The 21,980-nt window shown below is 58.3% G+C and carries 26 protein-coding genes and 1 pseudogene; 16 read left to right on the forward strand and 11 right to left on the reverse strand.

Annotated elements, in window-relative coordinates:
* Positions 1-15 precede the first annotated feature (15 nt).
* The 6 genes from M5G20_RS01730 to arsJ are packed head-to-tail and all read left to right on the forward strand — an operon-like array spanning position 16 to position 4,331.
* Positions 16-486, forward strand: coding sequence for an arsenate reductase ArsC (locus M5G20_RS01730; RefSeq protein WP_273917603.1), 471 nt, complete (start codon positions 16-18; stop codon positions 484-486).
* A 17-nt stretch (positions 487-503) separates the two neighbouring features.
* Positions 504-839 carry a hypothetical protein gene (locus tag M5G20_RS01735; protein WP_273917604.1) on the forward strand — a complete coding sequence of 112 codons (336 nt, stop codon included), beginning with the start codon at positions 504-506 and terminating at the stop codon, positions 837-839.
* Positions 832-1,548, forward strand: a complete 717-nt coding sequence (gene arsH, locus M5G20_RS01740; protein ID WP_273917605.1) for an arsenical resistance protein ArsH — start codon at positions 832-834, stop codon at positions 1,546-1,548. The genes M5G20_RS01735 and arsH overlap by 8 nt, the downstream gene beginning before the upstream one ends.
* A 12-nt stretch (positions 1,549-1,560) precedes the next feature.
* The gene (locus M5G20_RS01745) at positions 1,561-2,073 is read left to right on the forward strand and encodes a cyclin-dependent kinase inhibitor 3 family protein (protein ID WP_273917606.1); all 513 of its coding nucleotides are present in this window, start codon (positions 1,561-1,563) and stop codon (positions 2,071-2,073) included.
* 23 nt (positions 2,074-2,096) lie between these two features.
* Complete coding sequence (locus M5G20_RS01750) at positions 2,097-3,101, forward strand: ArsJ-associated glyceraldehyde-3-phosphate dehydrogenase (RefSeq protein WP_273917607.1); 1,005 nt, start codon at positions 2,097-2,099, stop codon at positions 3,099-3,101.
* A 9-nt stretch (positions 3,102-3,110) separates the two neighbouring features.
* Positions 3,111-4,331: an organoarsenical effux MFS transporter ArsJ gene (gene arsJ, locus M5G20_RS01755; RefSeq protein ID WP_273917608.1), complete on the forward strand. Its 1,221-nt coding sequence runs from the start codon at positions 3,111-3,113 to the stop codon at positions 4,329-4,331.
* Positions 4,332-4,376: 45 nt separating this feature from the next.
* On the opposite strand, the gene M5G20_RS01760 is transcribed toward arsJ, so the two are convergent.
* Positions 4,377-5,453, reverse strand: a complete 1,077-nt coding sequence (locus M5G20_RS01760; RefSeq protein WP_273917609.1) for an ArsO family NAD(P)H-dependent flavin-containing monooxygenase — start codon at positions 5,451-5,453, stop codon at positions 4,377-4,379.
* A gap of 178 nt (positions 5,454-5,631) precedes the next feature.
* Here M5G20_RS01760 and M5G20_RS01765 point away from each other — a divergent pair, with 178 nt between their 5' ends.
* Both M5G20_RS01765 and M5G20_RS01770 read left to right on the forward strand, forming a co-directional pair.
* A complete protein-coding gene (locus M5G20_RS01765) occupies positions 5,632-5,991 on the forward strand; it encodes an SDR family oxidoreductase (RefSeq protein ID WP_443218281.1) in 360 nt (119 codons plus the stop codon).
* Positions 5,946-6,344: an SH3 domain-containing protein gene (locus M5G20_RS01770; protein ID WP_273917610.1), complete on the forward strand. Its 399-nt coding sequence runs from the start codon at positions 5,946-5,948 to the stop codon at positions 6,342-6,344. The genes M5G20_RS01765 and M5G20_RS01770 overlap by 46 nt, the downstream gene beginning before the upstream one ends.
* Before the next feature lie 60 nt (positions 6,345-6,404).
* On the opposite strand, the gene M5G20_RS01775 is transcribed toward M5G20_RS01770, so the two are convergent.
* Entirely contained in the window at positions 6,405-7,325 is a 921-nt protein-coding gene (locus M5G20_RS01775; protein ID WP_273917611.1) for a universal stress protein, read from the reverse strand.
* A gap of 321 nt (positions 7,326-7,646) precedes the next feature.
* Here M5G20_RS01775 and M5G20_RS01780 point away from each other — a divergent pair, with 321 nt between their 5' ends.
* Together M5G20_RS01780 and M5G20_RS01785 are read left to right on the forward strand one after the other, a co-directional pair.
* Positions 7,647-7,913, forward strand: coding sequence for a hypothetical protein (locus M5G20_RS01780; protein ID WP_273917612.1), 267 nt, complete (start codon positions 7,647-7,649; stop codon positions 7,911-7,913).
* Positions 7,914-7,945: 32 nt separating this feature from the next.
* Positions 7,946-8,869 carry a universal stress protein gene (locus M5G20_RS01785; RefSeq protein ID WP_273917613.1) on the forward strand — a complete coding sequence of 308 codons (924 nt, stop codon included), beginning with the start codon at positions 7,946-7,948 and terminating at the stop codon, positions 8,867-8,869.
* A 52-nt stretch (positions 8,870-8,921) separates the two neighbouring features.
* On the opposite strand, the gene M5G20_RS01790 is transcribed toward M5G20_RS01785, so the two are convergent.
* The gene (locus tag M5G20_RS01790) at positions 8,922-9,485 is read right to left on the reverse strand and encodes a GNAT family N-acetyltransferase (RefSeq protein ID WP_150733475.1); all 564 of its coding nucleotides are present in this window, start codon (positions 9,483-9,485) and stop codon (positions 8,922-8,924) included.
* 224 nt (positions 9,486-9,709) lie between these two features.
* Here M5G20_RS01790 and M5G20_RS01795 point away from each other — a divergent pair, with 224 nt between their 5' ends.
* Positions 9,710-10,594, forward strand: a complete 885-nt coding sequence (locus M5G20_RS01795; protein WP_273917614.1) for a universal stress protein — start codon at positions 9,710-9,712, stop codon at positions 10,592-10,594.
* A 101-nt stretch (positions 10,595-10,695) separates the two neighbouring features.
* On the opposite strand, the pseudogene M5G20_RS01800 reads toward M5G20_RS01795, so the two are convergent.
* Positions 10,696-10,830, reverse strand: a pseudogene (locus tag M5G20_RS01800) (two pore domain potassium channel family protein); the annotation flags it as partial.
* A 74-nt stretch (positions 10,831-10,904) separates the two neighbouring features.
* Here M5G20_RS01800 and M5G20_RS01805 point away from each other — a divergent pair.
* The 3 genes from M5G20_RS01805 (at position 10,905) to M5G20_RS01815 (ending at position 13,870) form a co-directional block, all read left to right on the forward strand.
* Positions 10,905-11,825 (forward strand): universal stress protein, encoded by a 921-nt coding sequence (locus tag M5G20_RS01805; RefSeq protein ID WP_273917616.1) that lies wholly within the window; start codon positions 10,905-10,907, stop codon positions 11,823-11,825.
* A gap of 98 nt (positions 11,826-11,923) precedes the next feature.
* Positions 11,924-13,306, forward strand: a complete 1,383-nt coding sequence (locus tag M5G20_RS01810) for an MBL fold metallo-hydrolase RNA specificity domain-containing protein (protein ID WP_273917617.1) — start codon at positions 11,924-11,926, stop codon at positions 13,304-13,306.
* A 39-nt stretch (positions 13,307-13,345) separates the two neighbouring features.
* Positions 13,346-13,870, forward strand: a complete 525-nt coding sequence (locus M5G20_RS01815) for a hypothetical protein (RefSeq protein ID WP_273917618.1) — start codon at positions 13,346-13,348, stop codon at positions 13,868-13,870.
* Between the two features lie 150 nt (positions 13,871-14,020).
* On the opposite strand, the gene M5G20_RS01820 is transcribed toward M5G20_RS01815, so the two are convergent.
* The 6 genes from M5G20_RS01820 to M5G20_RS01845 form a co-directional block, all read right to left on the reverse strand.
* Positions 14,021-15,004 (reverse strand): zinc-dependent alcohol dehydrogenase family protein, encoded by a 984-nt coding sequence (locus tag M5G20_RS01820; protein ID WP_273917619.1) that lies wholly within the window; start codon positions 15,002-15,004, stop codon positions 14,021-14,023.
* A 13-nt stretch (positions 15,005-15,017) separates the two neighbouring features.
* Positions 15,018-15,764 (reverse strand): fumarate/nitrate reduction transcriptional regulator Fnr, encoded by a 747-nt coding sequence (fnr, locus tag M5G20_RS01825; protein ID WP_273917620.1) that lies wholly within the window; start codon positions 15,762-15,764, stop codon positions 15,018-15,020.
* Between the two features lie 181 nt (positions 15,765-15,945).
* Positions 15,946-16,155 carry a hypothetical protein gene (locus tag M5G20_RS01830; RefSeq protein WP_273917621.1) on the reverse strand — a complete coding sequence of 70 codons (210 nt, stop codon included), beginning with the start codon at positions 16,153-16,155 and terminating at the stop codon, positions 15,946-15,948.
* 360 nt (positions 16,156-16,515) lie between these two features.
* Positions 16,516-16,929: a VOC family protein gene (locus M5G20_RS01835; RefSeq protein ID WP_273917622.1), complete on the reverse strand. Its 414-nt coding sequence runs from the start codon at positions 16,927-16,929 to the stop codon at positions 16,516-16,518.
* 90 nt (positions 16,930-17,019) lie between these two features.
* The gene (locus M5G20_RS01840; RefSeq protein WP_273917623.1) at positions 17,020-17,679 is read right to left on the reverse strand and encodes a TetR/AcrR family transcriptional regulator; all 660 of its coding nucleotides are present in this window, start codon (positions 17,677-17,679) and stop codon (positions 17,020-17,022) included.
* A complete protein-coding gene (locus tag M5G20_RS01845) occupies positions 17,666-18,517 on the reverse strand; it encodes a 3-hydroxybutyryl-CoA dehydrogenase (RefSeq protein ID WP_075945782.1) in 852 nt (283 codons plus the stop codon). The genes M5G20_RS01840 and M5G20_RS01845 overlap by 14 nt, the downstream gene beginning before the upstream one ends.
* A gap of 165 nt (positions 18,518-18,682) precedes the next feature.
* Here M5G20_RS01845 and M5G20_RS01850 point away from each other — a divergent pair, with 165 nt between their 5' ends.
* Both M5G20_RS01850 and M5G20_RS01855 read left to right on the forward strand, forming a co-directional pair.
* Positions 18,683-19,735 (forward strand): AraC family transcriptional regulator, encoded by a 1,053-nt coding sequence (locus M5G20_RS01850; RefSeq protein WP_273917624.1) that lies wholly within the window; start codon positions 18,683-18,685, stop codon positions 19,733-19,735.
* Between the two features lie 78 nt (positions 19,736-19,813).
* A complete protein-coding gene (locus M5G20_RS01855; protein WP_273917625.1) occupies positions 19,814-20,947 on the forward strand; it encodes a hypothetical protein in 1,134 nt (377 codons plus the stop codon).
* Between the two features lie 40 nt (positions 20,948-20,987).
* Here M5G20_RS01855 and M5G20_RS01860 read toward each other — a convergent pair whose 3' ends face one another.
* Positions 20,988-21,944, reverse strand: coding sequence for an alpha/beta hydrolase (locus M5G20_RS01860; RefSeq protein WP_075945780.1), 957 nt, complete (start codon positions 21,942-21,944; stop codon positions 20,988-20,990).
* Between the last annotated feature and the right edge of the window lie 36 nt (positions 21,945-21,980).

Genomic DNA, 21,980 nt, shown 5'->3' on the forward strand with positions numbered 1-21,980 from the left:
CTACGAGATCGCTCGATGAAAATCCTGTTCCTCTGCACGGCCAATAGCTGCCGCAGCATCCTTTGTGAAGCAGCCTTCAATCACTTGGCACCGGAAGGCATGAAAGCCTACAGCGCGGGCAGTCAGCCCAAAGGTGAAGTGCATCCGCTGAGTCTAAAAACGTTGGAGAAAGCAGGTATTTCGACAGCCGGGCTGTTGAGTAAGTCCAGCGATGTCCATGTGAACCTGGCTCCCGATTTTGTCATCACGGTGTGCGACAAGGCTGCAGGTGAGGCCTGCCCGGTATTTTTCGGACCGGCCACCAAGGCCCACTGGGGGCTGGCTGACCCTTCGGAATACCACGGAACTCAGGAAGAGATCGCGGCGGCTTTTGAAGCCACGTTGGAGCAGATCAAAACCCGTATTGAAGCCTTCCTGGCTTTACCGCTATCCCAACTGAGTGCCGAACAGCTCAAGGCAGAGCTGGCCCTGATTGGCACGCTGTGACCACAGGAGCAATGATCATGAGTAAAGGCCGCCTTTCATTCCTGGACCGTTACCTGACGCTATGGATTCTCGCGCGTTATGAGGAGCTGCCGGAGGTCTTCAAGGACAAGCGCATCCTCGTTTTGTCTTTGGTCCAGAACTGGGTCATCGGACCGGTGCTGATGTTCGCACTGGCGATTGCCGTGTCCATTGCCACCTTCGGCCTGGCTTCCCCGGTCGCCTTTGCCACGGTGATTGGTCCGTTGGTGGAAGTGCCGGTACTGATTTCCCTGGTCGGTGTGGCCCTCTGGCTGAAACGCCGCTGGTTCGATGAACCCAAGAGCGCTGTTGCGCAGGACAACGACTATGTTTGATGACCACATGCCCCAACTCGATACCGAACTGGTTGATCTCCCATCGACAGACAAACTCGGTATCGAAAAGACCTCCATCCACAAGCCGCGCATTTTGCTGCTGTACGGATCGACCCGTGAGCGCTCCTTCAGTCGTCTGCTGGTAGAGGAAGCCGCTCGGTTGCTGGAGCACTTCGGCGCCGAGGCGCGGGTTTTCAATCCCTCAGGCTTGCCGCTGCCAGACGACGCTCCCGACGATCACCCCCGTGTGAAGGAACTGCGCGAGCTGATGCTGTGGTCCGAGGGGCAGGTCTGGTGCTCTCCAGAACGTCACGGCTCCATGAGCGCGGTGTTCAAGGCGCAGATTGATTGGGTGCCACTGGCCATGGGCGCGGTACGCCCGACCCAGGGAAAAACCCTCGCGGTCATGCAGGTATGCGGTGGCTCGCAGTCGTTCAACGTGGTCAATCAGCTGCGAGTGCTGGGACGCTGGATGCGCATGTTCACCATCCCCAACCAGTCCTCCGTGCCGAAGGCCTATATGGAGTTCGACGACAACGGCCGGATGAAACCTTCTCCGTTCTACGACCGTGTCGTTGATGTGATGGAAGAGTTGGTGAAATTCACGCTGCTGCTTCGCGACCGCCAGGACTATCTGGTTGATCGTTATTCCGAACGCAAAGAGTCAGCGGAAGAACTCATGAAACGTGTCAATCAGCGCTCCATCTGAGGATTTTTCAACGTGCAACAACACCCATACTCCGTACTGCCCCTGGCACAGTTCAATGGCCAATTGATCTTCACCCCGTGTCCAGGCACGAAGGGCACCAAGCCTTTCGAGGCGCTACAAACCCTCAAGGACGCGGGTGCATCGGCGCTGCTGACGCTGATGCCGACCGAAGAGTTGCGTCAGAACGAGATCGACCTGCTGCCCGAAGAATGCCAAATGCTAGGCATCGAGTGGTTTCACCTGCCAGTAGAAGACGATCAAGCGCCTGGCGAAGCATTCAAAGCCGCATGGGAACAGCATCATCCGCGACTCCAGCAGTTGCTGACCGAAGGGAAAACCATTGCCATCCATTGCAAGGGCGGCTCGGGCCGTACCGGTTTGATCGCGGCTCAACTGTTGATCGAAAGCGGTGTGCCATTCAGCGATGCCATCCGCGAAGTTCAGTCGCTGCGTCCGCGTGCCATTCAGCATCCTGCCCACATTGAATACATCGGCCAGTTTGACGCCCAGTCGAACTCCCACTGACAACAGATACAGAGCACAACAACATGACTATCAAAGTTGGTATCAATGGTTTTGGTCGGATCGGTCGCCTCGCGCTGCGAGCAGCCTGGGGCTGGCCAGAATTCGAATTCGTGCAGATCAACGATCCGGCAGGTGATGCGGCGACCCATGCGCACCTGATCAACTTCGACTCGGTGCATGGCCGTTGGAACAACGAAGCCAGCGCTGAAGGCGACAGCGTCGTCATCGACAGTAAGCGGATCAAAGTCACGGCCAACAAGGCGATTGCCGATACCGACTGGTCAGGCTGCGATCTGGTGATCGAGGCCAGCGGCAAGATGAAAACCGTGGCGGTGTTGCAAGCCTACCTGGATCAGGGCGTTAAGCGTGTGGTGGTCTGCGCTCCGGTGAAGGAAAAAGGCGCGCTGAACGTCGTCATGGGCGTCAACCAGCACCTGTTCGACTCTGCTGAACATCGCATCGTTACCGCCGCTTCGTGCACCACCAACTGTCTGGCGCCCGTGGTGAAAGTGATCCACGAGAAGCTGGGCATTCGCCACGGCTCAATCACCACCATTCACGACCTGACCAACACCCAAAGCATTCTCGATCAGCCGCACAAGGATCTGCGCCGTGCGCGTGCTTCGGGCATGAGCCTGATCCCGACCAGCACCGGCTCGGCCACCGCGATTGCGGAAATCTTCCCGGAGCTGCGTGGGCGCCTGAATGGACACGCCGTACGCGTGCCGCTGGCCAATGCTTCGCTGACTGACTGTGTTTTTGAAGTCGAGCGTGCCACCACGGTCGAAGAGGTGAATCAGTTCCTCAAGGACGCTTCCGAGAATGAACTGAAAGATATCCTCGGTTTCGAGGAGCGTCCGCTGGTGTCCATTGACTACCGTACCGACCCGCGCTCATCGATCATCGATGCGCTGTCGACCATGGTCATCAACGGCACCCAGGTCAAACTCTATGCCTGGTATGACAACGAATGGGGTTATGCCAATCGCACCGTCGAACTGGCCAAAATGGTTGGTCTGGCAGTCTGAGGAGCGGTCATGAAAGCGTTGTCAGCCCTCGCTCCGGAAGTGCGGCAGTACCTGCTCGTGACGGGCAACTACTGGGCCTTCACCCTCACCGACGGCGCCTTGCGCATGTTGGTGGTGCTGCACTTTCACGCGCTGGGCTACAGCCCACTGCAAATCGCGGCGTTGTTTCTGTTCTATGAAATCTTTGGCGTGATCACCAACCTGGTGGGTGGCTACCTCGGCGCCCGGCTGGGCCTGAACCGAACCATGAACATCGGGCTGGGGATGCAGGTTGTGGCGCTGCTGATGCTGACAGTTCCGGTAGCCTGGCTGACCATCCCGTGGGTGATGGGCGCTCAAGCACTGTCCGGGATCGCCAAAGACCTGAACAAGATGAGTGCCAAAAGCTCCATCAAGCTGCTGGTTCCGGATGGGCAGCAGGGGCAGTTGTACAAGTGGGTAGCAATCCTCACTGGCTCGAAAAACGCACTCAAGGGTGTCGGCTTCTTTCTGGGCGGAGCCTTGCTGGCATTGATCGGCTTCAAAGGCGCCTTGCTGGCCATGGCGAGTGTCCTGGCGTTGATCTGGATCAGCAGTTTGATCCTGTTGAAAAAGGATCTGGGCAAGGCCAAAGCCAAGCCAAAATTTCGCGACATCCTGTCCAAGAGCCGGGCGATCAACATCCTCTCGGCGGCGCGGATGTTCCTGTTCGGCGCCCGCGATGTCTGGTTTGTGGTGGCGTTGCCGGTGTACCTGAGCAGCGTGTTCGGCTGGGACTTCTGGAAGGTTGGCGGCTTCCTCGCGGCCTGGGTGATTGGCTACGGCATCGTGCAGTCCTTCGCGCCCCACATCACTGGAAAGAAACGTGGGCACGTACCGGATGGTCGTGCGGCATTTCTGTGGGCGCTGGCACTGGCCGGTCTGCCTGCGGCCATTGCTCTCGGGCTGAACACCGGGCTATCGCAACAGGTGGTGTTGCTCGGCGGACTGATGGTCTTTGGCGCGCTATTCGCGGTGAATTCGTCGTTGCACAGCTATCTGATCGTGTCCTACGCCAAGGAAGACGGGGTGTCGCTGGATGTGGGTTTTTATTACATGTCGAACGCGATGGGCCGGTTGATCGGCACGGTGCTTTCCGGTTGGGTTTATCAGGTGTATGGGCTGGAAGCGTGCTTGTGGATATCGAGCGCATTCGTGTTGCTCGCCGCCCTAATTTCTATCGCCTTACCCAGGCATGCCGAGGCGATATAAAACCGTCAGAGGGGACGGAGTGAACTTCTTTGCGCTACGTGCACTTCAGGTGGACTGATCAGCGAGAAAAGTTACGATCTCATTGACTGTGCTCCGTGCCGTTCGTGTCACACCGATCAGCGTGGCTGAAGCCGAACCTGTCCACTCGCCGTAACCGACCAGCCACAGCCCTGGCTCTTTGATCGAGTGGGTGCCTTCGACCTCAACGCGGCCCTCGGTGTTGACCACCCCCAGTGAATCCAGATGCTGAAGGGCTGGCCGAAATCCGGTGCACCAAATCACCGCATCCACCGCAGATTCGGAACCATCGCCCCAAACAACCCCGTTGCGAGTGAAACGTTCGAAAGGTCGTACAGACTTGAGAACATTGCGCTCTCGGGCTTCGACAACGGGTGGCACCATGACGATATCGCCCAGCCCACCCACTGGCTGCTCAATGACCCGTCCCGCCAATTGAGCTTTCCAGCGCTCGGTTGCACGCTCGAACAGTACCCGCCCATCCACATCGTCAGGCAAGAACATCGGTTCAACCGGGGTGACCCACGTGGTCTCAGCGACCTTTGAGACTTCGGCCAGAATTTGTGCCCCGGAGTTGCCGCCACCAACCACCAACACCTTCTTGCCCGCAAACGCTTGTGCCTCGACATAGTTCGCGGAATGTAACTGCCACCCGGCGAACAGCTCGGCATTGGGGTAGTGAGGTATATAAGGATTGCTCCAGGTACCTGTAGCGCTGACAACAACCTTGGCATCCCAATGCTTGTCGGCAGAGCGTACACGCAGGCCAGATTCCGTACGTTCAACAGACGTGACCCGTACCGGACGCTCAACCGGGAATTGGTAGCGCTGTTCGTACCGGTTGAGGTACTCGATCACATGATTTCGTGTCGGGTATCCATCTTGCGCGGGTGGCATCATCCAGCCGGGCATCGAACTCCAAGTGGACGGGGAGAATAGACGCAGCGAGTTCCAGCCATGTCGCCAGGCACCTCCGGGCTCTTCCTCAGCGTCGAGGATGATGAACGAAAGAGGTGTGCGGCGTAGAAAATATGCTGTAGCCAAGGCTGATTGGCCCCCGCCGATAATGACTACGTCTGGTTGAGCGCTGAGCGAGTCAGTCATAGGACGAACCTTGGATCGATGCAGGACGGTCGAGTATAGCGATTCAATTTTGACTCCAACTGATCTAGCTCATATGGAGGGGATTTCCGCGCCACGCGTGCAGCAACTTTGAGCAAAGGCAGCTTGGCCCAAGAGGTTGAAGGCAATTGAAAACGAAGGTGGTCGTGCCAACGCCATCTTGGCCGACGCTGGTGATGCAGCCGCCGTGCGTGCTGCTGTTGCCCGCACTGTAGAGATCTACGGTGGCATTGACATGTTGGTCAATAACGCAGGTTTGTCCCTCGGCGGTCCAATCGAAGCTATCAGTTTCGAAGATTACCAGCGGATGATCGCGGTGAGCGTGACCGGCGTATTCGTCGTAACTCAGGAAGCTGTTCGCAACATGAAAGAGCGTGGCCGAATCATCCATATCGGTTCGTCTATGACGCGGTACACTGGTTGCCGTCGCGCCATCGACCAGATATCCACTCAAATAGATGAGGAGGTACAGAGATGCGCACCATCGCGTTCATGGCAGTTATGGCGCTCTTTGGGGTGACTTGCGCGGCTGCGCAAGGTGTTCACGAGGATTCCCTGCAAGCCACGAAGGGCGGCACGAGCGACTATGCCGACGGGTTTTCCGGTGGTCCCGATTATTGGGACGTCGCCAATCTCTCTCGCGGCGAAACTCTCAACGTGCGCAGTGAGCCCGGTACAGGCAAGGAGATCATCGGCACGCTATCGATTGGCGACCGGGTACGCAACCTGGGCTGCAAACCGTCCGGTTCCGGCCGCTGGTGCAAAATCGAGGCAGGCCTCAAACAGAAGTTCACTGGCTGGGTTAACGGCAAGTATCTGCGCGAAGCTGCCGGCCCACCGCAGGGTGCCACCTCCAGCAACGATGCCATGTGATCGCTGCCTTGCGCGACAGCGCTAGATAGTCGATACAGGGAATGGATGACTGGCAATCATTCAGATTTTTTCCGGGGACACCACCCACACGCTGCAGGGCAGCTTGTACAGCAGATGTTCCACCGTACTGCCAACCAACCGCTCCATGCCGTGGTGACCGATTCGTCCCATGACAATCACATCGGTGTCATAGGCCTGCACATAGCTGGACAGCACCTTGGCGGGATTGCCCATGATCATGTGCTGGTGTTCCGGCGGGATGCCATTGCGTTCAGAAAGGTCGCGAAACGCATCAGCCTGCGCATCGAATAACGTCTTGGCTTTTGCCGTGGAGAAAAATGCCGAGCCATTGCTGAAACCGAATTCGTCCGCGCTGATGCTGGAAAGGTCGTGGGCGTAGATCACGTCCAGCACTGCATTACAGGTGCTCGCCAGTTTGGAGGCCTCACGCAGGATTCTGTCGTTGAAGCCCTTGTATTGGTCATCGGAATGAAACGGGTCAACGGCGGCGACGATCTTGCGCGGTAAAACATTGTGCAAATGACTGACGAAGTGCAGGGGCACCGGGCATTCACGTAGCAGGTGAATATCCAACGGGGTAAACATCAGGCGTGACAGCAGCGATTCGCGCTCCAGGGCCTTGATCAATACGGCCATCGGCTGTTCTTTGAGATGAATGAGGATCTCCTGCAAGGGTCTTTCGACCCAGACGACTTCCGTGGTGACCTGCACACCGATCTTGCGCAAGGGGCGGGCCTGGTCTTCGAGCCACTGACGATGGCGCTCGACATAGCTCAGTCGCATCTGTTCCAGCGCCTGTTCGTTGACCATTGCGGCAGTCGCCAGCCCTTCAAGATAATCGAACGCCACGATGTGCAGGGCAGCACCTGAAGCTTTGGCCAAGGCGGCGGCCCGGTCGAAGGCAGGGCTGTTTTCCATCAGCGGTGAGACGACCAGCATGTAGCGTAGTTGATCGGACATGACAGATCTCCGGTAGGTAATCGCTTGCCCCGATGGCTGCGGTGCTCTTGGGCAGTGAAGCCTTGAACCTAGCCTGCCGCTGTTCAGGGCGGCGGGTTTGATCTTTGTCAAATCGAAGGGAAAGGATGGTCTTGCCCGACGTGCGGTCATCCGGACTTCAATCCATGACCCAATTGTTGACCATTATCAATATTTCGTCCGTCTCTGCGGCGCAGTCTTTGGGCTCGTGGATTGTTTGCCCACCAACGGGCGGTGTCATGAAGGTCGCGATAACGCCAGAGGCTGTTCGCGCATGACTCTCGAAGCAATACGGAGGTCGCTATGATCATTGGTATCGCGCAGAAACCGGCAAGCCATTGCTGGGTCGTGTGCATGGATGACTTTAAAGTGAGCTTCAACAGCCAGGGAGAAGCGCAGGCATTTGTCGGCCTGCTCAAGGCACGTATCGAGGCGCCCCATGTCTGGCCGAGTGTTGCTGACACTGGCGATGGGGGCAGACATGGGAATGGCCTGACTGATATCGCGCGCGTCACTGAGAAAAATCAAATGCTCAAAACTGGCAGCGATCAATCTGTGCCTCTGTGTTAGTGGATTGAAATGGTCGCGTGCCGAGGTGCCCCATGTCTCAGACTCAACGTTTACTCTTGATCGCCCCGCCTGCCATGACCCGCACCCCGGCCTTCGACCGGGCCGCGGCGTTGGCGCTGGCGATGCAATTGCCCGTGCACATCGTGGCGTTCGACTATTCACAGGCCCTGGCGGTGGCCGGGTTGTTCGCCCCGGAACAATTCGCGCTGGCCCGTGAGGGCTATCTGCAAACCCATCGCCAATGGCTCGCCGATCAGGCCGGATTAATGAGCAAACACGGCGTGGAGGTCACCAGCGAGGTGGTATGGGTCCAGCATCCTTTCGAGGAGATCCTGAACTTCATCAATGAGATGCCTTTGACGCTGATCATCAAGGATGCTCAGGAAGAGGCGGCGTTCAAGCGCGTGTTTTTCACCCCGCTGGATTGGCAATTACTGCGCGATTGTCCTGTGCCGGTGCACCTGGTGACCACGCCGTTGAATGCCCGGCCTCGCAACGTATTGGCCATCATCGATGTGCTGCGAGATGAGAATCAGGACCTTGTGTTCAATGACCAGATTATCGATGCAGCCGCAAAGCTGGCGGCGCTCTGTGATGCCAATCTTGAACTGTTGCATGTGTATGACTGGACGGCTGTATATGTCCAGGACATGGGTTTTGGCGCATTGCCGTTGGCCACCGGGATCTATGAAATGTTGGGAACGGCCCAGCATGAAGCATTTGCGGCCATTGCTGAACGCCACGGCGTGCCACCGGAGCGCAGGCACTTCATGGAGGGAGCCCCCGTGCCGGGTATTTGTGAGTTTGTCAGTGAGCACGACATCGATGTCATCGTCATGGGCACGGTGCAAAACAAGGGGTTGAGCAAACTACTGGGCACCACGGCCGAGCAACTGTTGCATCGGGCACCGTGCAGTGTACTGGCGATCAAACCGGGAAAAATGCTGCAATCGTGAGGGCTTGAGGCCCCGCGATGAACCGTTGGCCGGCACATCGCGGGGCGACTTTCTACAGGTAAAGCCGATGGATCACCTGACGGCTGTCGTCAGGATCATTGTGCGTTTCGAAGCCGAGCGCCTTGGCCAGATCGCGCATGGGGGCATTGCTGGACGAGTCCACTGAATACATTTGGCGAAAGCCGTTTTTGCGGGCTGCCTTGATCAGATGCTCCATCAGTAATGTGCCCAGCCCCAGATGAGTCCATTCATCAGCGACCGTTACTGCACATTCACACTCATGCTCGCGGGTGGCCGCGTAACGGCTGATGCCGATCTCGATCAGTTGCCCGTTGTCATGGACCAGGGCGATATAGGCCACACGCTGTTTATTGTCAGTGTCCATCAACTGATTGAGCATCGCAGCGCCGGGCTCGTTGATCTGCGCGAGAAAACGCATGTGTCGGGATTCGGGAGACAGTCGTTTGATGAAGGCATATTCACGGTCGCGATCCTTTTCCGCCAGCGGTCGAATCAGCACGTGACGACCGTCCTTGAGTGCTTCGATCCAGTATTGGCCGTGAACCGCAGCGTAGGCGGCTGCTGCCCGATCATTGTGGTCTTTGACGGTAAGCATGGGGTGTTTCCTCCAGCGCGGTTTGAAAGGTTGGCTCGCGGCAAAGGAACCGCGTTTGAATCCTTTCTACACCGCTGTCGATGCTTGAATCTGATCTGGATCAGACTCCGGTGCCGGCGCCATTGATTTACTTGTGCTTGATGTAAATCAAGCCGCACGAAGGGATCACGTGCAGTCTTCAACCATGCCGGCGCTGCATGGCTGGAGTCGAACGGAGGTGTGTGATGGGGCAATATCAACGTCTTTTACTGATCATCAATCCGGCGCTGCGTCATTCCCCCGCCGTGAATCATGCAGCAGCACTGGCCAAGGCCAGCGGCGCGAGTTTGCATATCGCCGCGCTGATCCCCTCGATCAAATGGTTATCGCTGCTTGAGGAGGGCGATCGAACACTGGCTCGCGAGCAATACCTGCAGGACCATCGCGGCTGGCTGGAGGTTCAGGCGCAGAACCTGCGCGGCCGGGGAATTGAGGTGACCACGGAGGTCACGTGGGCGCAGGACATGAAGCAAGACATCATTGATCACGTCACGGACATGCAGCCGGACGTGTTGATCAAGGAAATTGACCACTCCTCGGTGCTCAAGCGGGCCTTTTTCACGCCGTTGGACTGGCAATTGTTACGTCACTGTCCGGTACCGGTTTATCTGGTCGGCGGCAGTGGCTTGGGCTTACCCCGCAAGGTTGTCGCGGCAGTCGAAGTATCGGAGGTCGAGTCAGCTGACGACGAACGTAATGACCGGATCATCAAGCAGGCTTGCCGTCTTGCCATGCAGTGCAATGCCGAGCTGCATTTGCTTTTCGCCTGCGATATCTCGGCTGCTTTTCTGGGGCACATGGACGGCCTCACGCTCGCGGACCTGACTAAAGCGCTGCGCAAGGACCTGGAAAAGTCTTTCCTTCGGTTGGCAGGACAGTTCGGTGTGCCCGCAGACCGTCGACATTTCATCGACGGACATCCGGTCAAGGTGTTGAGTGAGTTTGCTGATGAACACAACGTGGATGTGATCGTGATGGGCAGAGTCCAGTCCCATGGTCTGGACAAACTCCTGGGCAGCACGACCGAGCACATCTTGTATCAGGCGCCATGCTGCGTTCTGGCAGTTTAGCTCGAATGTGTACCGCGTTGGATGGCACGACCCGGCTCGACAGCTAGTCGATGCACTGTGGAGGACGGACGCCCATTGAGGTGATTCGACCGCGATAGCGGCTATTTGCGTTTCCAGTATTTCTGCATTTCCAGAAACACAAAGGAAGCGGTCCAGGTGATAAGCACCAACCCGGTCAATCACTTGATGTCGCCCACGGGTGAAATATCGCCAAAGCCAATCATGGGCTGATTCGTTGATAAAAGTCAGGTTCCCCCTCGGCATGAGACCCAAGATCAACAGGCAGACAGGACTCAGGGCGAGGTACGTGATGTTCAAGCTCAAACGCATTCTATTGATAGCCCCCAGCGAAATGACACACACACCGGCGTTTGAGCGCGCACATGCCCTGGCGTGCGCAACCGGGGCGTTGTTGCACTTTGTCGCGTTCGATTATGTTCAGGCGTTGGCGGTAGCCGGGCTGCTGGATCACGACGCGATGGCCCAGGCACGAGAAGGCTATTTGCAAGTGCACCGTCATTGGCTGGAGCAGCAGGCCCGTTTTTACCGATGTGGCGGCGTGCAAGTGAGCACCGAAGTGGTCTGGGCGAGGTCAAGCCTGACCAATCTGCTGGAATACGTGAGTGACTTCCATCCGGACCTGGTGATCAAGGACACGCATTACGTGCCAGCGCTCGACCGAGCCTTTCACCGCCCCCTGGACTGGCGCCTGCTGCGCGAGTGTCCGGCGCACCTGCATCTGGTGACCAGTGCCAGAAATCCCAAACCATTGAAAATCCTGGCGGCGATCGATTTGTCCCATCTGGAAGAGTTGACGCAGGGTTTGAATGACCGAATAGTCGATCTGGCCTCGACCCTGGCAGCCAGTTGCGGCGCCGAGCTGCACTTGCTTAACGTCAGTCGTTGGTCAGAAATCAGCGATGCACTGAAGAGTGTGCCGACAGGCAGTCTTGATGACAGCTTCAGGGACGCGATTGAAGATACTCAGCAAGAGGCTTTCGATGTGCTTGCCGAGCGCTATTGCGTCAAGGATGCACATCGACATCTCCTGACGGGTATTCCCCACAAGGTCATTGGATTGTTCGCACAACAGCATGCCTTCGACATGGTGGTGCTGGGCACGGTTTATCACCAGGCGCCTGAACGGTTTATTGGCGATACCGTCGAGAGCCTGTTGAACCGGGCCCCGTGCAGTTTGATGATCGTCAAGCCTTTACGCTCATCCGGTTGAACGAGGCCCCATCGAGCCAGCACTTGATAAAAATCAACTGCCCCTGGGCCAAAAGGAGCGATCAATAGCGCTCCTCTGAATGTTCAAGGGCAACGGCCATGCGAATCACATTTCTAGGTGCCGCGGGTACGGTCACGGGCAGCAAGTATCTGCTGGAACATGGCAACCAACATGTGCTGATCGACTGCGGTCTGTTCCAGGGGTACAAGCAACTGCGACTGCACAATCGCGACCCGTTCCAGCTTCCGGTCAGCGACCTCGATGCCATTGTGCTGACCCATGCCCATCTTGATCACAGCGGCTATCTGCCCGTACTGGTGCGCAATGGTTATCGCGGCCCGGTCTACGCCACGCCCGCCACCTGTGAATTGGTGAAAATCCTGCTGCTGGACAGCGGCCGCTTGCAGGAAGAGGAAGCGGAATTCGCCAACCGGCATGGCTTCTCGAAGCACAGCCCGGCGCTGCCGCTTTACACCGAGCAAGATGCTGAGCGAGCACTGAAACTGTTGCGGCCGGTGGAGTTGCACCACAGCGTTAAAATCCTCCCGGACATGACCCTCCTGTTTCCTGGCGCCGGGCATATTCTGGGGGCCGCCACAGTGGAAGTGAACGCCGGCGGCCTGGCCCTGGTGTTTTCAGGGGATTTGGGCCGGCCGGACGATCCATTGATGTTTGCGCCCGAAACGGTCGAGGAGGCGGATTATCTGCTGGTGGAGTCGACCTACGGTGATCGTCAACATCCGGTCGAAGCGCCACAGGCGCAATTGGCCGACATCATCACCCGCACGGCACTGCGCCGAGGGATTACCCTGGTGCCATCGTTCGCAGTCGGGCGCGCTCAGCTGCTGATGTACCACCTGTATGAGTTGAAGCGCAGACGGGCGATTCCCGATATTCCAATCTACCTCAACAGTCCGATGGCCACTGATGTCACGCTGTTGTACCAGCGCTTCCGGAACGAGCACAGATTATCCTTGGAAGACTGCGAAGGCATGTGCCATGTGGCGCAATTCGTACACACGGTCGATGAGTCGAGAGCACTTGATCAGCAACGCACCCCGGCGGTGATTATTGCCGCCAGCGGCATGGCGACAGGAGGGCGGGTGATCCATCACCTCAAGGCACTGGCGCCCAATCCGATCAACACACTGCTGATGCCTGGCTTCCAGGCCGGTGGCACCCGTGGCGCGCAAATTGTTGCGGGAGTTTCTTCGGTGCGTATCCACGGCAAGGACGTGCCGATCCGCGCCGAAGTGGTACCGATGCAAACACTGTCCGCGCACGCCGATGCTGATGAAATCATGCAGTGGCTGCGTGGGTTCAAACGACCGCCAAAACATACCTTTGTCGTCCATGGGGAACCTAACGCGTCGGATGTGCTGCGCCGGCGCATCAGTCTGGAGTTGGGGTGGTCGGTGTCGGTGCCGGAGTATCGCGACAGTGTCGAACTCCCCGGCATCGACCTCACCGCAGGTGCATGACGCGCGCCCCCCAACGCGACCGCCGTTTGTGCGCCCGGCTTGATCCAGATCAAACGGCATTTTTCAGTGAGCGCCATTGTTCTGATAAAAATGCTGAGAGAACCCGCCATGTCAAACCACAAGTTTTTCAACCGTTATCACGCGGTTCAGGACTGGAGCAGAGTGGTGGCGCACAGGTGCATTCACGGGACGGGCCTGCGTTCCTGGAAGCGTGAGGCAACCCTCTTGCTGTCGGTCTCGGTGGCGTTGATGGCAGGCTATCTGATGGTGTTGAACTTCGCCTCTCACGAGGTGCAGGATTTGGTCAACACGTGCACGGCACGTTTGGAGGTCGAGTTTGAGAATGCCGAGATAGATTCCCTTCCTGACACTCTGCCTCGGTCGTTGTGTGAATGCGTGGCCCATCACCTGGTCGACAAAAATGGCCTGGTGCGCCTGGCCATGGTCAACAAACACCTGCTTGAACCGATGGCCCTTGAACCCGTTACGCAAAAGGACGAAGAGGCCTGCATTAACGCCCTGTGGCAACCCCATGACGAACTGGCCAGGCGCTTGTCCCTTTGAGTGAGGAGGGGAGGATTGTCCCATTTGACCAAGACTCAGATTGCCGAACTGGCCGACTATTTTGCGATCCAGCGAGCCGCCCGGTACATCGCGGCGCTAGGTGCAAAGCAATGACCGTGCACGGGGGATCACGCAGTAGCCGAAGGCGTCTCACGGCACTAGCACGATCGCGCCGTTGAACTGACCGCTGCGCAACAGCGCCAGTGCCTGATTGGCATCGTCGAGGGAAAACCGAGTGGTGTCGCAGTGCACGGGCGTTTGCTGCAGTTCTTTAAAAAACGCGGTGCCATCGTCGCGGGTCAGGTTGGCCACCGATCGCACGCTACGCTCGCCCCATAGCAACCGATAAGGAAAGGCCGGGATGTCACTCATGTGAATGCCGGCGCAAATCACGCAGCCCCCCTTGACAGTGGCGGCCAGCGCCAGTGGCACCAGCGCCCCCACCGGCGCGAAAATCAGGCTGGCATCGAGCAGGTGCGGAGGTGTCTGGTCCGACGAGCCGGACCATGTCGCCCCCAGGGATCGGGCATACGCCTGTCCTTCGGTGTCGTCCGGTCGAGTGAAAGCGTACACCTCTTGACCTCGTCCCCGCGCGACTTGAATGGCCAGATGGGCTGCGGCCCCAAAACCATAAAACCCGAGGTGGCGGGCACTTTGTGCCATTTGCAGGGCACGAAAGCCAATGAGCCCGGCACACAGCAGCGGTGCAGCTTCAGTGATGGAAAGGGCCTGCGGAACAGGGAAACAGAAGCGTTGGTCGGCCACGACGTATTCGGCGTAACCACCGTCCAGATGACAGCCGGTGAACAGGGCCTGATCGCAGAGGTTTTCCCGTCCGCTCTGACAGTATGCGCACTGCCCACATGTCCAGCCGAGCCAGGGAACACCCACCCGCTGGCCGATGCGCTCTGCGGCTGCATGGGGGCCGACCGCTACGACCTCACCGACGATTTCATGCCCCGGCACCCGGGGCAGCACCGCTTGAGGCAATTCACCGTCGACCAGATGTAAATCGGTGCGGCAGACGCCGCAGGCCAGGACTTTGATCAACAGTTGATGGGCCCCGGGTGTCGGAATGGGCCGCTCTTCGCGTCGCAGCGGCTGACCGGGCGAGTGTAAAACCATGGCGCGCACAGGATGACCGGGATCAACAGGCAGGAGGGCGATGGCAGCCGGCAATCAACTGTTTGAGACCCTCCAGATCGAGAATTTTGACGTCACGGCCGGAAATTTCCACGAGTGCTTGATCCCGCAGATGGGCGATGCCACGACAAATGGTTTCCAGGCGCAGCCCCAAATAGGAGCCGATTTCCTCGCGGCGCATTTTCAACACGAAATCCGTCGATGAATATCCACGGGTTTTCAAACGTTGCGACAGGTTCAGCAGAAAGGCTGCCAGGCGCTCGTCCGAGTTCATGTTGCCCAGCATCATTAACATGTCGTGATCGCGCACGATTTCCCGGCTGAGGACTTTGTTGAAGCTGTGCTGCAGGGACGGCAGTTCATGGGCCAGTTCTTCCAGATGAGCAAAGTGGATAGGGCAGACCTCGCTATCTTCAAGCGCAACCGCGTTGCACGCATGCAAGTCCGTACTGATAGCGTCCAGACCGAGCATTTCGCCGGGGATCTGGAACCCCGTGACTTGCTCGCGACCATCGACCGACAGAATGCTGGTCTTGAACGAGCCGATGCGCACCGCATACAGCGAGCGCAGCGGATCGCCAGCCCGGTAAAGTGCCACGCCCTTTTTGACCTTGAAACGTTGCACGATCAACCTGTCCAGACGCTCGACTTCCTGACCCGTCATACCGATGGGCAGGCACAACTCCATCACACTGCAGTTCGAACACGCAGCTTTCAGGACATGTACTTGCAACGTCCGGACATTCGACATGAGAAGTGACGCCAATAGGGATGACTCACTAAGGATAGGCGGCGTGGCGTCTGACCCGCACCGGATTCTCGGGAAGAGGGATGTAATAGACGAACGGGACATCCCAAACCAACGTTTACGACACCCTCGTGCAATTGCACTTCGCGCAGGAGGAAGAACTGTTTCGTTATCTGGATTGGCGCTAGTGGTTGAGCGGGTACGCTGAACTCAGAGCGTTTTCCTGCGCACCGGCCACAAGGTGCATGGACACGACTGGCTGCTGGTTTTCCATGGAGGGGATTTCAAAACTACCCACAATCTGAATCTGTCGCTCGCCCAACCCGGTCGCCTCCAACTCTTTTGCCTTGGCCATTCTCGCGTGGTTCGCTGCGATTTCATTGAGAGTTGACACGTTACATCTCCGGTGACTGACCAAGCGTTTCGCTGGAGTCGTTAAGCGTTAGTTTGAGGTGCTGCCGTGTCAGAATTATGTCATTCCGGGCAGCGACGCTCCGCCTGTGCAAGCCGTAAGCCAGACACAGTGGTGTATGGCGTTAGGCAATTCGGTTTGCGACGAAAGGTTCGTGCAACACCTCTGGCCCGGCTATATCCGGTACTTGATGACAATCCCTTTGAGTTTCCGACCGTTGACGATTTGCAGGCCATGGCTACAAGGGAACGGTATGTTGACGGTAGCAGACGGCCGGGGAGTTGCCAGAAAGCCCAAACCTTTCAGCTTGGGCTGTTTCAGGCGTGCAACAGACAGGTGATGTCACTGGTCCTTTTCGCAGTTGACCATCCACGACACACCAAACTTGTCGACCAGCATGCCGAAGCGTGCCGCCCAGAACGTGGCGTCCAGTGGCATTTCCACTGTGCCGCCATCGGCCAGCGCCTTAAACACCCGCTCGGCTTCGGCGATGCTGTCGACATTCAGCGAGATCGAGCAGCCGCTCATGCCTTGGGTGGGGCGGTCGGGCGTGGTATCTGATGCCATCAGCATCTGATCGACGACCTTCAGGCAGGTGTGGATGATCAGGTGATGATGGTCTTTCGGGACGTGCTCGGCGGCAGGTGTTTCGCCGAAGGCCATCATCGCTTCGATCTTGCCTTGCAGGCATTGCTCGTAGAAGGTGAAAGCGGCTTTGCAGTCGCCGTTGAAGATAAGGTAGGGATTGATTTTCATGGTGCTGCTCCCGGTCAATGAAGGTGCACATCGGTTCGGACATCGCTTGGCGCGATGAATTCTGATGTTCTGACCGGGGACAGCAAAGCGCTAAAACGCGGCGGCTGCCTGAATATTGTTAGATGTTTTTTCGATAGATCGGCTGATGCTTATCGCTTCGCCCGTACGCCTTGGCGCCAGCAGGCGTTCGATGGCACCGCTCACCAGGTTCTCCAGCAATTCATAGTGCTCGTGCTCATCCAGGGCATGAGTGGTCAGCCAACTGGGCGCACTGTTGAGCAGTGAGGCAATGGCGTGCCCGGCCGCCAGTTGGCCTGATTCACTGAAGCGCGAGCGTGCGCCGAGCACCACCAGCAACGCGCGTTCGTATTGCTCGCGCAACTGCCGGACTCGTGCCTGCTGCTCTTCATTCAGGCAGCCGCTGTCGCGTTCCACCAGGCGAAAATGCCACGGCATGTCGCGGTGCAAATTGATGTGCGCGCGAATCAGGTTGTTGAGTCGGTCGCGTTTGGCCGGAGCCTTTTGCGGGATACGTCCCAGTGTCGCCAGCAACTCTTCGTAGAATTCTTCGATGAGGTCCAGCAACAGGTGCTGTTTGCTCGGGTAATGGTGATACAACGAGCCCGGGGAAAGCCCCAGGCACGTCGCGAGCTCACGCATGCCGACTTGACCGAAACCCTTGCAGGCGAACAGTTCCAGCACCTTGTCGCGGTATTCGGCGAAACGCGAGCAACGCTCAGGCATAGGCATGGAAGCCGCGCCCCGTTTTGCGTCCCAGGTAACCGGCGGCCACCATCTCCTTGAGCAGCGGCGCGGGGCGATATTTGCTGTCGTTGAAGCCTTCGTAGAACGCTTCCATGATCGCCAGCAGGGTGTCGAGGCCGATCAGGTCGGCCAGCGCCAACGGGCCGATGGGCTGGTTGCAGCCAAGGCGCATGCCGGCGTCAATGTCTTCGGCGCTGGCCAGGCCTTCCTGAAACACCAGGATCGCTTCGTTGATCATCGGCACCAGAATCCGGTTGACCACAAACCCCGGGCGGTTGCCGGCGGTGATCGCGGTTTTGCCCAGGGTGGTGGCCATGTCCAGTGCCAGCGCATGGGTGGCGTCGCTGGTCTGCAGGCCGCGAATGACTTCGATCAGGCCCATCACCGGTACCGGGTTGAAGAAGTGCAGACCGATGAATCGCTCAGGCTGGCTGACACTGGCGGCGAGCTGGGTGATCGACAGCGACGAGGTGTTGGACGCGATCACGCAATCAGCGCTGACCTGCGCGGCAATCTGTTGCAGCACCCGCAGTTTCAGGTCGAGATTTTCGGTGGCGGCTTCGATCACCAGCTGCGCGTTGTGCAGGCTGCTGTAATCGGTGCTGGTGCGAATCTTGTCGAGGGCGAGGTTTTTCTGTTCGGTAGTCAGGGTGTCCTTGGCAATCTGCCGATCGAGGTTTTTGCCGACCGTCGCGAGGGCTTTTTGCAAAGCGCTTTCGCTGATGTCGAGCAAGGTCACGTTGAAGCCGGCGAGGGCGCAGACTTGCGCGATGCCGTTGCCCATGGTGCCAGCGCCGATCACGCCAATGTTTTGCAGATTCATGTTGCCGTCCTTCCGATAAACCCTGCGATACCTTGGCCGCCATGGCGACCGAAAGCGTACTATTGCCGCGAGTCTAGAACCGGCAGGGCGGTTGTCCTATGCCGAAACTGTTCAACGGGGCTGATGTTTTTTGCCATTTCGAATGATCGGGAGAGAAGCGTTCACATGCGGGAAAAGGATTCAGTGGCCGCCTACTTCGTGCAGGCAATGATCCATGGGCTGGCGGACGATCCGCAGCGTGTGCGTGGCGTGCTGGAACAGGCCGGCATCGATCCCGCCGTGATGCAGCAGCCATCGGCGCGGGTGCCGGCCAGTGCCTTTGCAGCGTTGTGGCTGATCCAGATCCGCGAGCTCGATGACGAGTTCTTCGGCCTCGACTCCCATGGCATGCCGCCGGGGGCTTTTGCGCTGATTTGCCGGGCATTGATTCAGGAGCCCGACTTGCACAAGGCCATGCGCCAGTGCCTGGCCAATTTCGGCCTGTTCCTGCGCGACTTTCGCGGCACGCTGACCGTGCGCGGCAAACGCGCGGTGATCAGCCTGGATACCGATTCACAGAACGTCGATGCCAGTCGTTTCGGCGAAGAAACGTTCCTGGTGCTGATGATCAGTTTGCTGTGTTGGCTGGGTGGCCGGCGCATTCCCATCGACCGCGCGGACTTTCGCCATGAACGCCTGTCGCTGAGCGATGACCGTTTACTGTGGGGACCTAACCTGACCTTCGGAGCCGAGCGCACCGAAATCGAGTTTGCCAGCCACTACCTGCGCTTACCGGTTGTGCAGGACCTGGCCTCGCTGAAAGTATTTTTGCGCACCGCGCCGCAATGGCTGGTGATCCGTTTTCGCAATCAGCATGGACTGGCGTCGCAAGTGCATCAACGCCTGCGCAACAGCCATTACAGCGAATGGCCGACCCTGCAGGCCTTTGCCCTGGAACAACACCTGAGCCCCAGTACCTTTCGCCGAAAACTGGAACGCGAGGGTTGTTCCTATCAGGAGATCAAGGACGAAGTGCGACGCGCAGTGGCGTTCGAGCAACTTCGCGAAAGCCGCGCGAGCATCAGTGACATTGCCGAGCAATTGGGCTTCCAGGAGCCGAGCGCGTTTCATCGGGCATTCAAGAAGTGGACGGGGGAGAGTCCGGGACGGTATCGGGCACGGTACCAAACGGCTGATGCGAATTATCTGACAGAGACTTCTGATTCGCTGCAGGGCTGATGTTTTTGCCTGCTCCGGCCTGTACATTCGAAGCCTGCCACCGTGCCTCAACACCGCTGAAACAAGGATTTATTGTTCATGGAACTGGAACCGGTCGACGTCACCGATTGCGCAAAAACCGCTGAAGCTGCCTCCAGACAGCCTTCGAGAAACCGCTACGCGCAATTGAGCCAAGGCTTGTCGTGGCTCAATGAGCGTGCCTGGCCGTTGGGCGGCAGCATTTTGCTGATCGCCGGGATTTACCTGTTCCAGTACATCCAGGTGGAAAAAATACCGCTAAGCATCACGTCTTCCGCCGTTGTCGCGGCCTTGCCGGCGATGTTCGCCATGCTGGTGTTCGTGATCGCGATGCTCGGGGCACTGATCGTCATGCCCGCATTCATCCTGTTTCAACGGTTGAATGATTCCGGCGAACGCTTGAGTGACCATTTGAGTTTCGACCGGGGCAAATCCGGACTGACCCCGCTCCATCGACGTCTGGTTTTGCAGTGGTTGTATGGCGTGTTGTTGCTGGGCTTTTTCGTCTGGGTGATCGGCGCCTTTGCGGCCTATGGCTACTCCGGTGGCGGGTGGATTCTCGGCCAGGTGATGTTGGGCATCGCCACGCTGATCGGGCATGCCTGGATTATCACGCGGGTCTGGAAAACCAGGGTTTCTTTTGAATTCTGGCTCGCCTGCGTGATGTCGGCGCTCATTCAGTGGGTCGCGATCCTCAATGTCACGGTGGTGGTTGCACGTAGCGTCAGCGAGTACGTGGAGGATGTCTGGCTGTTCCTGCCGTTCATGCTCCTTGAGCTGATTGTGCTGTGGTTGATCCAGTTGGGCGGCGCTTATTTTGTGGTGGTCATGCGACGCCATGAGCACCCCGTCGCCCACGCGGCGCTGGCGGCGATGGTGGTCATCTTTGTAGTGGGGCTCATCCCTCAGGCAAGCGCCAAGTTGGCAGGGGTTACCTTGCAGTTGCCATCGTCCGGTGCGCGCAATTGCACGGTCATGACCTGGGCCCCCAGCACACAGTTACTGGACGCGATCAAGGACCCGGAAAATCCGGGCAGCAGCATTCGGTTGCGTCTGCTGGCCGAGGCGGATGGCATGTATATCGTTCGTCCCTGGAGAGCAGAAACCAAGGCCGTGCAGTTCGTCCCCCGAAGCAGCGTGACGGGGATCGATGATTGCGCACCTGAACCGAAAGCGGAAAACGCAAGCCGCTAAGCCACGCCGTTCTGGCCTGGCCGACGTCGGCGCGTGAACCTCAGGAGTCCTGAGCGCTGCGCGTCGCCGTCGGTCCGGCCATCTGCGACGGTTTGGCTTTCATCAAGCCATCGAGTGCCTGTCGATACCGGGAGCCGCCCAGGCTCATGCTGTTGTTGTGCGTTCCGCCGGGGATCAGCAACAGGCTTTTCGGTGGGTTGGCCGCATTGAACAGTTGCTGGCTGAATCGCGACGGCATGAACTGATCGGCCAGGCCATGGACCACCAGCAGTGGCATGTCGATGTCGACGATCTTGTCGATGGAATCGAACTTCTGTGACAACAACCAGCGTACCGGCAGCCAGTTCACCGGCAAGTTATTATCGGCCACTTCCGCCACGGCATCGCCAAGCGAGGTGAAGGTGGATTCGATCACCAGGCCACGGACCGGCACCGAGCCATGATTCTTCTTCGCTTGCGCAGCCAGGTCTGCCGCAAGATCGATGGCCACCGCACCGCCCAGCGAATGACCGTAGATCAAGCGCTTGCCGGCATCAGGTTGCATCACCGTGAAACGCTCCCACGCCGCCCGCGCATCCTCGTAGACACTGGCTTCCGACGGCAGATCGCCTTTGCTCTGGCCGAAACCCCGGTAGTCAATCGCCAATACCGAATAGCCCATGGCGCGTAGCTGCTCGATGCGGAACGCCTGGCCGGTGAGGTTCCAGCGCACACCGTGCAGATAGAGAATCGACGGCGCATCTTTGCGCGCGGCCGGCCACCACCAGGCGTGCAGGTTCTGCCCGGCCTTGAAACCGGCAGGCTTGATGTCGAACGCCTGAACATCCTGCGGCAAGCCGCGATACCAACCCGCCGTGCCCGGTTCGATGCGGAACAGCAACTCGCGTTCCTTGTACTTGAGCGCGCCGCAACCCACAGGCAGGCCGACGACCAAAGCCGCCATGCACAACAGAGGCAGCCAGCGTCGACGCAGGCGAGTGAGAAGGGCAGTGGGCATCGGGTGATCCATGGGTGCAGACATGAAGTTCGCGTT

The sequence above is a fragment of the Pseudomonas sp. TNT2022 ID1044 genome, from assembly GCF_028656895.1.
Lineage (GTDB): Bacteria > Pseudomonadota > Gammaproteobacteria > Pseudomonadales > Pseudomonadaceae > Aquipseudomonas > Aquipseudomonas reinekei.